A 12,925-nucleotide genomic window follows, 5' to 3' on the forward strand; every position below is an offset into this window, starting at 1 on the left:
GGGAGCGGCGTGGCCGGGGTGCGGGCCGGCTGGGTGGCTGAGGTGTGCGTGGCTTCCGGCTGGTGCGCGGTGCGGCTGGGGTGAGCGCCGTCGGGTGCCTGAGGCGTGCGCCGTTTCCGGCTACTGCGCGTTGCCGCCGGGGGCCGTCGGGTCGGCCGGGGTGCGTGTTGTTTCCGGGTGGGGGAGCGGCCCGCCCAGGCGGACAACACCGTGGTGTTCCCCGCCATGGTGCGTGCTGTTTCCGGCTGGGGGAGAGGCGCGGCTGGGGTGCGCGCGCCGTCGGGGTGCCTGAGGTGTGCGTCGCTTCCGGCTGCTGCGCGGCGCGGCCGGGGTGCGCGTCCTCGGGGCCGCTGGGGTGCGCGCCGGTTCCGGCCATGGGCCGGCATCGCTCCGGCCGCGCCGCGCCGCGCCCCGCCCGCTCCGGCCGCGCCGCGCCCCGCCCGCACCGGCCGTCCGCGCCTCACCTCCTCCCCGGCAGCACCCTCCCCACCGCCCGGGCCAGCCGCGCTCGCCGCCCGTGGGGCCTCGGCGCCGGGCCCGCCCGGTCCAGCCACCACTCCCGCAGCGCGGCGTCCGCGCCGCCCGCCAACTCCGCCCCGCTGCGCAGCACATGCGCCGCGAAGTCGAGGGCGTCCCGGCGGTACCCCCCGCTCATCGGCCGCTCGCGGGCGTACTCCAGGAACGCCGGCCGGTAGCCCGCCCCCAGGATCCCCGGCAGTTCCGGCGCGACCTTCGCCACCACGTCCGCCCGCTTCGCCGCCAGTGCCCGCGCCTGTACCCCCATCCGCACCCGGTCGAACCCCTCCGGCACCGGCGTCCCCGCCACCAGCGCCGACAGCACGGCCGCCTGGGCGACCCCGAGCCGCTGCCGGGTGGCCTCGCGGACCTCCGCCCCGGCCGTCGCCCGCGCCAGCACGGCCACACCCCCGCCCCCGGCCGCCGTACGGCCCCCGGCCGCACCGGCATCAGCGGCATCCCGCGTCGTACCCCGAGCCCGCCCGGCCGCACCGGCATCACCGGCACCCCGCGCCGTACCCCGAGCCCTACCGGCCGCACCAGCACCAGCGGCACCCCGCGCCGTACCCCGAGCCCTACCGGCCGCACCGGCATCAGCAGCACCCGTACCCCGCGCCCGCTCGGCCGCACCGGCATCACCGGAACCCCGCGCCGTACCCCGAGCCCTACCGGCCGCACCGGCACCAGAGGCACCCCGCGCCGTACCCCGAGCCCGCCCAACCGCACCGGCATCAGCAGCACCCGTACCCCGCGCCCGCTCGGCCGTACCGGCACCAGCGGCACCCCGCGCCGTACCCCGAGCCCGCCCAACCGCCACCGCCGCCCGGATCGCCGTCAGCTCGGCTTCCAGCTCCGCCGGTTCGGGGAAGTTCTCGTCGCGCTCCAGGAGCACCCCGGGCGGGGCCACCCGGGTGGAGAGGTCGGTCAGGAGGTCGAGGACCGGGCGGGGGACGGGGTGGGCGTGGCTGTCGTGCCAGACGCCGTCGCGTTCGAAGCCGCCCGCGACATGGACGTAGGCGAGCGCCTCCAGCGGCAGCGCGGCCAGTGCCTCGGCCGGGTCCTCGCCCCGGTTGACGCGGTTGGTGTGCAGGTTGGCGACATCGATCAGCAGCCGTACGCCGGTCCGCTCGACCAGCTCGGACAGGAACTGCCCCTCCGTCAGCTCCTCGCCCGGCCAGCCGAACAGGGCGGCGATGTTCTCCAGGGCGAGCGGCACCGGCAGCGCCTCCTGGGCGATGCGGACGTTCTCGCACAGCACGTCCAGGGCGTCCCGGGTGCGCGGCACCGGCAGCAGGTGCCCGGCCTCCAGCAGCGGGGACGCGGTGCGCGGGCCGCCCGCGCGGACGAACGCGATGTGCTCGGTGACCAGCGGAGCGCCCAGCGCCTCCGCCCGCTCCGCCAGCGCCGTCAGCCGGTCGGGGTCGGGCCGGTCGGCGCCGCCGAGGCCGAGGGACACCCCGTGCGGGATCACGGTGACCCCGCGCTCCCGCAGCCGCAGCAGGGAGTCGGGGAAATGGCCGGGGCAGACGTTCTCCGCCACGACCTCCACCCAGTCGATGCCCGGCATGCGCTCGACGGCCTCGGCGATCTCCGGCCGCCACCCGATCCCCGTGCCCAGTCCCCGCATCCGTGTCCCCCTCCTGGTCCGTGAGGGGGGTATGGCCCCGGCACACCGCACCGAATCACCTACGGGCTTCCTTCAGAGCAACATTTGAGGTTCCGCCGGAGGCACCGGCTTCGGCGGGATATTCCGATCAGGATCATGACAGCGGAAGCTACTGTGCCCCGATGACCGAGATCAGCATCCTGGGCGAAACCACCGACTGGCAGGCGGACTTCGAGCGGCGGCTGCGCACCGCGTACACGGCGTCCGGGCTGACCGCGGCCGCGGCGGACCGCCTGATCGAGAACGGCCGCGCCGGCATCGCTGACTGCACCGTCGCCGAGATCACGGACGCCGGGACCCGCGTGGGGCACATTGCCGTGGCCACGGCCGACGACCGCAACGGCGTCCCCACGGGCCGGATCCACGACCTGCACATCGACCCGCGCCACGCCGGCCGGGGCCACGAGCAGGTGGCCCGGGACTGGGCCGAGGCCTGGTGCGAGGAGCGGGGCGCGCACCGGATAGACGTGACGCTCACCGAGCCCGCCGGCGAGCTGTTCGCCGGGTACGGCGTCCGCGCCCAGTTCCGGACCCGGCCGATCGGCTCCCCGCCGGACGCGCCGGACGGCGTCACCGCGCGGCCCATGACACCGGACGAGTATCCCGAGTGGGTCGCCGCCGAGAAGGCCCAGTACGCCGGGGACATCATCCGGGCCGGATTCCTGAGCCCCGAGGACGCCGCACGCAAGGCCGACCGCGACTTCGCGGAGCTGGTCCCCGAGGGCCTCGACACGCCGGACCACACCTTCCTGGTGCTGGAGGCGGCGGGCGAGCGGATCGGCACCGGCTGGCTGAAGCACGGATACCTTCCCGGGGTCAGCTACGGCTACTCGCTGTACATCCACGAGCAGCACCGGGGAAAGGGCTACGGCCGGGCCGCGATGACGGCCGGTGAACAGGCGACGCTCGCGGCCGGCGACTCGGTGCTGATGTTCACCGTGTGGGGCGGCAACGAGGTCGCGATGGGCCTGTACACCAGCACGGGCTACCGCGTCCTGGAGGAGGCCCGCTCCCTCCCCCTGCCGCGCGCCGGTTCCTGAGGTCCGTCGCCGCGCGGGCGGTCAGCGCAGGGCGGGATGGTCCGCCACGACCGTGCAGGAGCCGGGGGCGATCTCGGTGAAGCCCGCGTCCCGGACCAACGGCAGCCCCGAGCGGGTCAGTTCCGGCCAGGCGGCGGGGTCCGCGGTGCGGACGGCCAGCGGGAAGCCGGCGTCCCGCCAGGCGGTGCGCGCCGCGTCGGACAGCGCCCACCAGGCCAGTTGGGCGCCGTGCCCGGCCTGCGCCATCGCCTTGCCGGCCGACATCTCCAGCTCGGGGTTGAGCCACAGCACCGGCTCGGCGGAACCGGCCGCCGGCGGCGGTTCCGGGTCGTCCAGTTCGGTGCCCGACACCTGGAGCTTGGCCAGCTCCTTGGGCCAGCCGTCCAGCGGGACGGGCGGAAACACCCGTACCTGCGCGGACGTTCCGGTGAGCGTGATGCCGGGGAGCGCCTCGGCCCGCCGCCACTCCGCGCCCCGGGCCCGCCGGACCACCTTGCGGATCCGGGCGTCCTCCCAGTTCCGTACCGCCTCGGCCCACTCGCCGTCACCGAGCGCCCGGGCGTCACCGAGCAGCACCAGCACCGCCCGCGCGGCCGTCTCCAGCGCGTCGGTACGGGCCGGCGGCGCGGCACGCTCGATCCGCACCACGAGGGGCAGCACGAACTGCGGTGCCTCGTCGCGGACCGTGCGGTCGGCGTGGAAGGGGCTGTCTCCGGGGGGCGCTGAAACACTGCTCACACCGGCCAACTCTACGGGGCGCGGCCCCCGCACCCCGCCCCGCCGACCACAATGGCCCCATGCACCATGACCTGCGCCTGACCGCCGTCGGCCGCCGCTACGGCCTGCGCGGCCCCTGGGTGTTACGCGGGGTCGACCTCACCGTCGCCCCCGGCACGCTCATCCGGGTGGAAGGGGCGAACGGCAGCGGGAAGTCCACCCTGCTCCGGCTGCTGGCCCGCCTCGACGCCCCCACCGAGGGCCGGGTCACCGGCCGCCCCCGCACCGCCTACGTACCCGAGCGCTTCCCCGCCGCCCTGCCCTTCACGACGATCGGCTATCTGACCCACCTCGGCACCGTCCACGGCCTCGGCCGCGCCGACGCCGCCCGCGCCGCGGGCACCTGGCTGGAGCGGTTCGGCGCCGCCGCCTACGCCGGTACGCCGATGGCGCTGCTGTCCAAGGGCAGCAGCCAGAAGGTCGCCGTCGCCCAGGCCCTGCTCGGCGAGCCGGAGCTGCTGGTGCTGGACGAGGCGTGGACCGGGCTGGACACGGCCGCGCGGGCCGAGCTGGAGCGGGCGGTGGCCGAGCGGACCGCCGCCGGGGGCGCCGTCGTCTTCGTCGACCACGACCCCCGCCGGCTGGCCGGGGCGCCGGACGCCACCTACGCCGTGACCGACGGCCGGCTGGAGCGCCGTACCGCGACGCCGCGTCCGCAGACCGGGCCGCTCGCCCGGATCACGGTCCGGGGACCGGCCGGCGGACAGCTGCCGCCGGACGCCGTGCGCGCCCTCGCCTCCGCCGAGGAGACCACGCCCGGCACCTACCGCCTCACCGTCCCCGCCGCCCGCTCCGACGTCGTGCTGCGCGCGCTGCTCACGGCCGACCCGCCGTGGCACGTGGTCAGCGTCGCCACGCCCCCGGATCCCGCGGCCGCCCCCGACCACTTCCAGGACCGCCCATGACCGCACTCCTGCGCTACCAGGCCGACCTGCTGCTGCGCTCGCAGCGGTGGCTGCCGCCGGTGATCCTCTACGTCGCCTTCCTCGGGGTCGGCGTGCAGAGCGGCGAGCCGATCCTCGACTCGCTCGGCTACACGGCCGCCGGGCTGCTGCCGGTCGCCGCCTGGCTGGTACGGATCTGTGTCACGGCGGAGCCGCCCGCCGCCCAGGCCTGTGTCGCCGCCGCGCGCGGGCCGGTCCGGGCCCACCTCGCCTGTCTGCTGACCGCGCTGCTGGCGGCCGTGCTGCTCGGGGTGGCCGCGACCGTGGTCTTCACGCTGGTCAGCGACGCGGCGAGCAACGGCCACCGGATCCCGGTGCCCCGGCTGCGGGCGGCCGCGGCCGGGCTGCCGGCCACCCTGGTCTGCGCGCTGCTCGGCGCGGCCGTCGGCGCGCTCACCAACCGGCCGGTGCTGCGGTCCACCGGCCGCGCGGTCCCGGCGATGCTGCTGGGCGCGCTGCTCGCGGTGGTGGTGACCGGGTCCCCGGCGCAGGCCGCGGTGAGTGGTCTGGTCACCGGTTCGCAGACCGGCCGGGCGCCGCTGTCGCTGCTGCCGCTGACCGGGGCGGCCGTCCTCACGGCGGCCGCCTTCGCCCTGGCCGCGGGTCTCACCGCGCGCCGCTCACCCTGAACAGGCGGTGCGCTGCGCCTCCTGCCACTCGCACACCGGGCACAGCGTGATGCCCTTGTAGGACTCCGGGTACTCCGTGGGCTGCCGGCACAGCACGCACTCCGCGTACGGCGGTCCGTCGGCCTGCGGCGGCCGCAGGGCCGCGGCGACCGTGCAGTAGTCCTCGTCGCTCATAGGTCCAGCGTAGTGAGCGGCGGGCGTCACGGTTCCCGCCGCTCCAGCGGGTGCACCGCCGGACCCTGGAGCACGCTGCCGTCGACGGCGAAGCGGGAGCCGTGGCAGGGGCACTCCCAGGCGCGTTCGGCGCGGTTGAAGCCGACCAGGCAGCCCAGGTGGGTGCAGCGGGCCGAGACCGCGTGCAGCTCACCCGCGTCGTCCCGGTGCACGGCGACCCGCCCGCCGCCGGCCGCCCGGACCACCGCGCCGTCGCCGGGCGCGATGTCGTCCGTCGAGGCGGGTGGCCTGAGCCGGTCGCCGACGAAGTGCCGGGCCACCTCCGCCTGCGTCTTCAGCAGTGCCGGTGCCTCCCGCACCACCGGCTTCAGCCGGCGCGGGTCGTACAGCTCCCGCCAGGCGCAGTCCCGGCCGGTGATCAGCGCGGTCAGCAGCAGCCCGGCCATGATGCCGCCGCTCAGCCCCCAGCCGCCGAAGCCGGTGGCCACGTAGGTGTGCCGGGCGGCCGGGTGCAGCGGGCCCACCATCGGCACGGTGTCGGTGGCGTCGTTGTCCTGGGTGGCCCAGGCCTGGTCCAGCGTCACGCCGGGGAAGTGCCGCTCGGCCCAGCCGGCGAGGGCGTCGAGACCGGCCCGCACATCGCCGGTGCCGGGCGTGAAGTGCTCCCCGGTGACCACCAGCAGCCGCTGCCCGTCCGCCCCGAACGGCGCGGTGCGCACGGACCGGGTGTTCTCCTCCGGCGTGATGTACATGCCCTCCGGGTCGGCGCCGTCGTCCAGTGGCCCGGCGACCACCATTTCCCGGCGTGGGGAGAGGCGGGGGAACAGCAGGGCGCGGTCGAACACCGGGTAGTGGGTGGCGACGACCACGTCCCCGGCGGTCACCGTGTGGCCGGCCTCGGTCGTCACCCGGCAGGGCCGCCCGCCCTCCTGGAGACCGACGACCCGCGTCCGCTCGTACACCCGCCCGCCCCGCGCGAGCAGATCCTCGGTGAGCGCCCGCAGATACCTGACCGGGTGGAACTGCGCCTGCCCGGTCACCCGGACCGCGCCCGCCACCGGGAACGGCAGCCCGGTCCTGGTCGTGAACGCGGCCGGCAGCCCCGCCTCCCGCGCGGCCTCCGCCTCCGCCCGCACCTCGTCCACCCGCGCCTGGTCCCGTACGAAGGTGTAGGCGTCCCGGGTCTCCCACTCGCAGTCGATGCCCAGCTCGTCCACCAGCCCCTTGGCATGCTCGATCGCCTCCGACTGCGAGCGGGCGTACAGCCGCGCGGCCTCGGGGCCACGGGTGCGGCGCAGCCGGTCGTAGACCAGGGTGTGCTGGGCGGTCAGCTTGGCGGTGGTGTAGCCGGTGACCCCGGCCGCCACCCGCCCGGCCTCCAGCACCACCACCCGCAGCCCGGCCCTGGCCAGCTCATGGGCGGTGCTCAGTCCGGCGATGCCCGCGCCGACGACGGCCACATCGGCGTCCAGATCCCCGTCCAGGGCGGGAAGCTCGGGCCCCGGGGCGGTCCGCAGCCAGTACGAATCCGTGAGATGCGGTTGCTCGCGCATGCGCGCCGGGTACCCGCCTACCTCTGGTTCAGCAGCCGGTCCCGGCATTCCGCCACATCGAACCCGGGCTTCGGGTACTGCGGGTCCAGGGCCGTCAGATGCTCCAGCAGCAGCCGGCTGACGGCCCAGTTGCGGTACCACTTGCGGTCCGCGGGGATCAGGTACCAGGGCGCGTACGGCGCCGCGCAGCGCTCCAGGGCCAGCTGGTAGGCCTCCTGGTAGGCGGGCCACCGGGACCGCTCGTCGATGTCGCCGGGGTCGAACTTCCACTGCTTGTCCGGGCGGTCCAGCCGGCGCAGCAGCCGGCGCCGCTGCTCCTGGTACGAGATGTGCAGGAAGCACTTGACGAGGGTCACCTCGTCCTCGGCGAGGGACCGTTCGAAGTCGTTGACCAGGCCGTAGCGGCTGCCGATCTCGGCGGGCGGGACGAGATGCCGGACGCGGGCGATGAGGACGTCCTCGTAGTGCGAGCGGTCGAAGATGCCGATCTCGCCCGGCTCGGGCAGCGCCTGCCGCACCCGCCACAGGAAGTCGTGCCGCCGCTCCTCCTCCGTCGGCGCCTTGAACGCCCGGATCCGGCAGCCGGAGGGGTTGAACTGGCCGATGACATGCTTGACCGTGCCCCCCTTGCCGCTGGTGTCCATGCCCTGGAGCACCAGCAGCACCCGCCGCCGGTCCCCCGCGGTCCCGGCGGCCCACAGCCGCTCCTGCAACTCGGCCAGACACGCGCCCATCCGGCCCGTGTCCGCCCGGGACACCTTCTTCCCGCCGGGCGCCTCGGGCGTGGCCCGGCTGTCGTACGCGGCCAGCTCGACCGGTTCCCCGACCGGCAGCCGCAGCACATCGCGGAGTTCCCCGGTCACCCGCACCGCCTAACCATCCCGGACCTCGCCGTCCCCGTCGGGCAGCGCCTGCTGCTGTCCGCCCTGTCCGCCCCGCTCCAGAAAGTGCAGCAGCTCCACCGGAATCGGCAGCACCAGCGTGGAGTTCTTCTCCGCGGCCACCGCCATCACGGTCTGGAGAAGCCGGAGTTGCAGCGCGGCCGGCGTCCCGGACATCTGCTGGGCCGCCTCCGCGAGCTTCTTGGAGGCCTGGAGCTCCGCGTCCGCGTTGATGATCCGTGCCCGGCGCTCCCGGTCGGCCTCGGCCTGGCGGGCCATGGACCGCTTCATCGTGTCCGGCAGGGACACGTCCTTGATCTCCACCCGGTCGACCTGGATGCCCCAGCCGACGGCCGGGCTGTCGATCATCAGCTCCAGCCCCTGGTTGAGTTTCTCGCGGTTGGAGAGCAGGTCGTCCAGGTCGCTCTTGCCGATGATCGAGCGCAGGGACGTCTGCGCCATCTGCGAGACCGCGAACTTGTAGTCCTCGACCTTCACCAGCGCGCTCGTCGGGTCGATCACCCGGAAGTAGACGACCGCGTCCACGCGGACCGTGACGTTGTCCCGGGTGATGCCCTCCTGGGCGGGGATCGGCAGCGTCACGATCTGCATGTTGACCTTTTGCAGCCGGTCGACGAACGGGATGATCAGCTTGAAGCCGGGCGTCCGGGCGTCACCGGCCACCCGGCCCAGCCGGAACAGCACCCCGCGCTCGTACTGCTTGACCACGCGGGCCGCCATCGCGAGATACACCAGACCGAAGACGGCCGCCGCGGCGATCGCTCCCAGCAGCTCCTGGACCATGTCGACCTCCTCGCACAGAGGTCTGGTTTGTCTGTTGCTGCAACGATATGCCCGCGGCGGCCGCAGTGGCCATGCCGGGATTACGCGGCGGCGGTCAGCACCCGCACCGGCTCGGTGCCGGCCGCGCTGTGCCGCTCGGCCCAGTTCTCCAGGGCCGTACGACAGGCGTGGTCCAGATGGTGCAGCCCGGACAGGTCCAGGCGGACCGGGCGGTCCTGGGGCAGCGACTCCAGGGTGTCCAGGATCTTCGGCAGGCGCAGGAAGGTCGCGTTGCCCGACAGATACGCCTCGATGGGGCCGGCGCCCTTGTCGACGATCTCCAGCTTGCCGTGCGAGGCCTCCCAGGCGGTCTTGACCACCGCCAGCGCCAGGCCGATCAGCACCCCCTCGAACATGCTGACCGCGACGATGGACACGGCCGTGGCGGCGAGTACCACCGCCTCGCCCCGTTGCTCGCGCCAGAGCGCGGCCAGCGCCCGGACCGGTACCAGCTTCGCCCCGGAATAGATCAGGATGCCGGCGAGCGCCGGGATCGGGATGTAGCCGAGCACGTCCGGCAGCAGCGCGGTGAACAGCAGCAGCCATACGCCGTGCAGCACCCGGGAGGCCTTGGTACGGGCGCCCGCCTGGACGTTGGCCGCGCTGCGCACGATCACCGCGGTCATCGGCAGCGCGCCGAGCACCCCGCACACCGCGTTGCCGACGCCCTGGGCGACCAGCTCCTGGTCGTACCGGGTGCGCGGGCCGGAGTGCAGCCGGTCCACGGCCGCCGCGCTGAACAGCGACTCGGCGGACGCGATCAGCGTGAACGCGAGGACCGTGCCGAGCGCGCCGACGGCCGCCAGCTCGCCGAACGCGCTCAGCGGCGGCGGCTGGACCGAGCCCAGCAGCCCCTGCACCTCGACGGTGGCCACCGGCAGGCCCAGCGCGAACACGGCCACCGTGGCGAGGCCGACCGCGGCCAGCGGGCCGGGCAGCGTACGCAGCTTCGCCGGGACGTGCTTCCACAGCAGCAGCACCGCGACGGTGCCCGCGCACACCGCGAGCGAGGCCAGCGCCCTGCCCTCGCCCAGGGCGTCCACGAACGCCCCGGGCAGCCCGGCGATCTTGCCCAGGCCGGAGTCGGGAGCCTTCGCGGCGAGCGCCGGGTACAGCTGTCCGGCGACGAGCACCAGCCCGATCCCGGCCAGCATGCCCTCCACGACGGAGACCGATATGGCGCGGAACCAGCGGCCGAGCCGCAGCAGGCCCATGCCCACCTGGAGCAGTCCGGTGGCGAGCACGAGCGCGCCGAGCATCGGCAGCCCGAACTCCTTGACCGCCTCGAAGACCAGCACGGTCATGCCGGCCGCCGGCCCCGAGACCTGGAGGCTGCTGCCCCGCATCAGCCCGGTGACGATGCCGCCCACGATGCCGGTGACCAGGCCGAGTTCGGCCGGGACCCCGGAGGCGACGGCCACGCCCACGCAGAGCGGCAGCGCGACCAGGAAGACCACGAGCGAGGCGGTGAAGTCCTGCCGCAGATACGGGAAACGGGCTATCAGGGTGTTGTCGTTGCTGGTCATCGGCGCGCTCACAGGGACTCGAAGGTGTCGGTCTGCGGGCGGTGCGTCCGTACGGAGCCGGTGTGCACCTCGTAGTACCAGGCGTGCAGGGTCAGCCGGCCGTCCGCCAGCCTGCGCTCGACGCAGGGGTACGAGCGCAGCCGCAGCAGCTGGGTCAGGACATGGGCCTGCACGCCCTCGGCGACCTCCGGGTCCTCGGGCGCGCCGGCCGGGCGCGGGGTGGCGTGGGCGAGCCAGTCGCGTACGGCGGGTACGGCGGTCAGGTCGTCGCCGCGCACCAGCGCGCCGACGGCACCGCAGTGCGAGTGGCCGCACACGACGATGTCGCGGACGCCGAGCACCTCCACGGCGTACTCGATGGTGGCCGCCTCGCTGGTGGGCTGCTCGGAGGTGTGCGGCGGGACGATGTTGCCCGCGGTGCGCAGCTCGAAGAGCTGGCCGGGGCGGGCGCCCGTGATCAGGGCCGGGACGACCCGGGAGTCGGAGCAGGTGATGAAGAGGACCTCGGGGGACTGGCCTTCGGCGAGCGGGGCGAACTCCTCAGGGCGCTGTCCGAACGTACGGGCGTTGTCGATGAGGGGCTGCATGTGTGTGGGTTCCTCCTGGCGCGCCTGCGTGGCGCGTCGGACGTGCACGACAGGGGTGGGGGGAGCGGAGCCGCGGCGCGGCCGGCAGCGGCTGTCAGTGGCCGTCAGCAGCGGAAGACCTGAAGCGCCGCCGGGGCGTGGGCTCTGGAGCTTCTGGGGGCGTGCGGGTGCGGGGCGCCGGTCGCGCCCGGGGTCCGCGCAGCGGCGGACTGCCGGGATATCGGTGCGCGATCCGCCGGCCATCCGTGGCCGGAGCCGCGCTGCCGGTCGCGCAGATGCTGGGTGGACGCGGCGTCCTGGGTGCCGCCGCCGTCGCGCAGGGTGCTGGGCTTGTGGCGCACGGGCTGCGTGGACAGCACGGTTCCGGAAGTGGCCTTGGCCTTCGCATGGCTGAGCGTGTGCGCGGCTGCGAAGGGGCCCGTGAGAGCGAAGAACTTGAGGGCGAGCAGGGTGACGGCAAGCAGGGCGAGCCGGGTGCGGGTCGTCGTACCTCGGAACATGCGCCCCCCTCCGGGAAGTCCACACCTCTCGCTTGGACCAAACATTGGTCAATGGTTGGTCAAGAAACAGATTAACCCTGCAAAGTCCTTTGCAGGGTTAACGGAGGGTTACGTGCCGAAGGAAGCGTGGAAAGCGCTGTCGGGTGGCGTGAACTAGTCGCTGTGCCGGTCGCCGGGGACGAGCCCCTTGGCGTCCCGGGCCAGCGCGGTGAGCCGGGAGATCGCACGGAAGTACTTCTTCCGGTAGCCGCCCTTCAGCATCTCCTCGCTGAACAGCCGGTCGAAGGGCAGCCCCGAGGCCAGCACCGGGATCTCGCGGTCGTAGAGCCGGTCGGCGAGCACCACCAGGCGCAGCGCGGTCGACTGGTCCGGCACCGGCCGCACATCGGTGAGGCACACCGCCTTGAGACCGTCGGTCAGCGCGCCGTACCGGCTGGGGTGCACCCGGGCCAGGTGCTCCAGCAGATGCGGGAAGTGGTCCAGCGAGGCGCCCTCGGTGGCGTACGCCGCCTTCGTCACCTCTTCGTCGGTGAACGGCGCCGGCGCCTCGGGCAGACCGCGGTGGCGGTAGTCCTCGCCGTCGATGCGCAGGCTGCGGAAGTGCGCCGACAGGCCCTGTATCTCGCGCAGGAAGTCGGCGGCCGCGAACCGGCCCTCGCCCAGCTTCCCGGGCAGCGTGTTGGAGGTCGCGGCCAGCGCCACACCCGCCTCGACCAGCTTGCCCAGCAGCGTCGAGACGAGCACCGTGTCGCCCGGGTCGTCCAGCTCGAACTCGTCGATGCACAGCAGGCGGTGGCCGGACAGGGTCCGTACCGTCTGCTGGAAGCCGAGCGCGCCCACCAGGTTGGTCAGCTCCACGAAGGTGCCGAACGCCTTCAGCGCGGGCTCGGCCGGGGTGGCGTGCCACAGGGACGCGAGCAGATGGGTCTTGCCGACGCCGTAGCCGCCGTCCAGGTACATCCCGCGCGGACCCGCCGGGGCCTTGGGCGCCTTCCCGCGGCCGAACCCGAAGAACCCGCGGCGCCCGGCGCCGGAGGCGTGCGCCCCGCCGAGCCCGGCCGCGAAGCCCTCCAGCACGCCGACCGCCTCGGTCTGGCTGGGCTGCTTCGGGTCCGGGATGTACGTCGAGAAGCGCACCGAGTCGAAGCGCGGCGGCGGCACCATCTCGGCGACCAGCCGGTCCGCGGGCACGTGCGGCTCACGCTCGCACAGGGAGAAGGGGCCCGCGTCGGTCAGCGGGGCGGAACCGGGGGCGGTGGTGGAGGACGACACGGTTATCCATGCTAAGC

At 74.5% G+C, this 12,925-nt stretch carries 13 protein-coding genes; 3 read left to right on the forward strand and 10 right to left on the reverse strand.

Features of this window, described 5'->3' with window-relative positions; genetic code table 11:
• Positions 1–460: 460 nt before the first annotated feature.
• Positions 461–2,143, reverse strand: a complete 1,683-nt coding sequence (locus ACZ5CZ_RS31200; protein WP_468947652.1) for an MbnB/TglH/ChrH family RiPP precursor modification enzyme — start codon at positions 2,141–2,143, stop codon at positions 461–463.
• 161 nt (positions 2,144–2,304) lie between these two features.
• Here ACZ5CZ_RS31200 and ACZ5CZ_RS31205 point away from each other — a divergent pair, with 161 nt between their 5' ends.
• Positions 2,305–3,222, forward strand: coding sequence for a GNAT family N-acetyltransferase (locus tag ACZ5CZ_RS31205; protein ID WP_468947654.1), 918 nt, complete (start codon positions 2,305–2,307; stop codon positions 3,220–3,222).
• Between the two features lie 21 nt (positions 3,223–3,243).
• On the opposite strand, the gene ACZ5CZ_RS31210 is transcribed toward ACZ5CZ_RS31205, so the two are convergent.
• Positions 3,244–3,960, reverse strand: coding sequence for a peptidyl-tRNA hydrolase (locus ACZ5CZ_RS31210; RefSeq protein ID WP_468947656.1), 717 nt, complete (start codon positions 3,958–3,960; stop codon positions 3,244–3,246).
• A 59-nt stretch (positions 3,961–4,019) separates the two neighbouring features.
• Here ACZ5CZ_RS31210 and ACZ5CZ_RS31215 point away from each other — a divergent pair, with 59 nt between their 5' ends.
• Together ACZ5CZ_RS31215 and ACZ5CZ_RS31220 are read left to right on the forward strand one after the other, a co-directional pair.
• Complete coding sequence (locus ACZ5CZ_RS31215; RefSeq protein WP_468947658.1) at positions 4,020–4,904, forward strand: ABC transporter ATP-binding protein; 885 nt, start codon at positions 4,020–4,022, stop codon at positions 4,902–4,904.
• Positions 4,901–5,572: an ABC transporter gene (locus ACZ5CZ_RS31220; protein ID WP_468947660.1), complete on the forward strand. Its 672-nt coding sequence runs from the start codon at positions 4,901–4,903 to the stop codon at positions 5,570–5,572. Before ACZ5CZ_RS31215 ends, ACZ5CZ_RS31220 begins: the two co-directional genes overlap by 4 nt.
• Here ACZ5CZ_RS31220 and ACZ5CZ_RS31225 read toward each other — a convergent pair.
• From ACZ5CZ_RS31225 to zapE, 8 genes are all read right to left on the reverse strand, one after another.
• Positions 5,564–5,746 (reverse strand): hypothetical protein, encoded by a 183-nt coding sequence (locus ACZ5CZ_RS31225; RefSeq protein ID WP_468947662.1) that lies wholly within the window; start codon positions 5,744–5,746, stop codon positions 5,564–5,566. The genes ACZ5CZ_RS31220 and ACZ5CZ_RS31225 overlap by 9 nt on opposite strands.
• 26 nt (positions 5,747–5,772) lie before the next feature.
• Positions 5,773–7,299, reverse strand: a complete 1,527-nt coding sequence (locus ACZ5CZ_RS31230; RefSeq protein WP_468947664.1) for an FAD-dependent oxidoreductase — start codon at positions 7,297–7,299, stop codon at positions 5,773–5,775.
• 17 nt (positions 7,300–7,316) lie between these two features.
• Positions 7,317–8,168, reverse strand: a complete 852-nt coding sequence (locus tag ACZ5CZ_RS31235; protein WP_468947666.1) for a PPK2 family polyphosphate kinase — start codon at positions 8,166–8,168, stop codon at positions 7,317–7,319.
• A 3-nt stretch (positions 8,169–8,171) separates the two neighbouring features.
• A complete protein-coding gene (locus tag ACZ5CZ_RS31240; protein ID WP_385840618.1) occupies positions 8,172–8,984 on the reverse strand; it encodes a slipin family protein in 813 nt (270 codons plus the stop codon).
• 80 nt (positions 8,985–9,064) lie between these two features.
• A complete protein-coding gene (locus tag ACZ5CZ_RS31245; protein ID WP_385840619.1) occupies positions 9,065–10,549 on the reverse strand; it encodes a SulP family inorganic anion transporter in 1,485 nt (494 codons plus the stop codon).
• 8 nt (positions 10,550–10,557) lie between these two features.
• The gene (locus tag ACZ5CZ_RS31250; protein ID WP_385840620.1) at positions 10,558–11,136 is read right to left on the reverse strand and encodes a carbonic anhydrase; all 579 of its coding nucleotides are present in this window, start codon (positions 11,134–11,136) and stop codon (positions 10,558–10,560) included.
• A gap of 104 nt (positions 11,137–11,240) precedes the next feature.
• Positions 11,241–11,636, reverse strand: a complete 396-nt coding sequence (locus ACZ5CZ_RS31255; RefSeq protein WP_385840621.1) for a hypothetical protein — start codon at positions 11,634–11,636, stop codon at positions 11,241–11,243.
• Between the two features lie 153 nt (positions 11,637–11,789).
• Positions 11,790–12,908 (reverse strand): cell division protein ZapE, encoded by a 1,119-nt coding sequence (zapE, locus tag ACZ5CZ_RS31260; protein ID WP_468947670.1) that lies wholly within the window; start codon positions 12,906–12,908, stop codon positions 11,790–11,792.
• Between the last annotated feature and the right edge of the window lie 17 nt (positions 12,909–12,925).

The organism is Streptomyces sp. NPDC031418, from assembly GCF_055581605.1.

Excerpts from the sequence above, each read along its gene's own strand:
- ACZ5CZ_RS31215 (WP_468947658.1), top strand. The coding sequence starts at position 4,020 with ATGCACCATGACCTGCGCCTGACCGCCGTCGGCCGCCGCTACGGCCTG.
- ACZ5CZ_RS31250 (WP_385840620.1), bottom strand. The coding sequence starts at position 11,136 with ATGCAGCCCCTCATCGACAACGCCCGTACGTTCGGACAGCGCCCTGAG.
- ACZ5CZ_RS31205 (WP_468947654.1), top strand. The coding sequence starts at position 2,305 with ATGACCGAGATCAGCATCCTGGGCGAAACCACCGACTGGCAGGCGGAC.
- ACZ5CZ_RS31200 (WP_468947652.1), bottom strand. The coding sequence starts at position 2,143 with ATGCGGGGACTGGGCACGGGGATCGGGTGGCGGCCGGAGATCGCCGAG.
- ACZ5CZ_RS31225 (WP_468947662.1), bottom strand. The coding sequence starts at position 5,746 with ATGAGCGACGAGGACTACTGCACGGTCGCCGCGGCCCTGCGGCCGCCG.
- ACZ5CZ_RS31220 (WP_468947660.1), top strand. The coding sequence starts at position 4,901 with ATGACCGCACTCCTGCGCTACCAGGCCGACCTGCTGCTGCGCTCGCAG.
- ACZ5CZ_RS31255 (WP_385840621.1), bottom strand. The coding sequence starts at position 11,636 with ATGTTCCGAGGTACGACGACCCGCACCCGGCTCGCCCTGCTTGCCGTC.
- ACZ5CZ_RS31240 (WP_385840618.1), bottom strand. The coding sequence starts at position 8,984 with ATGGTCCAGGAGCTGCTGGGAGCGATCGCCGCGGCGGCCGTCTTCGGT.
- ACZ5CZ_RS31230 (WP_468947664.1), bottom strand. The coding sequence starts at position 7,299 with ATGCGCGAGCAACCGCATCTCACGGATTCGTACTGGCTGCGGACCGCC.
- ACZ5CZ_RS31245 (WP_385840619.1), bottom strand. The coding sequence starts at position 10,549 with ATGACCAGCAACGACAACACCCTGATAGCCCGTTTCCCGTATCTGCGG.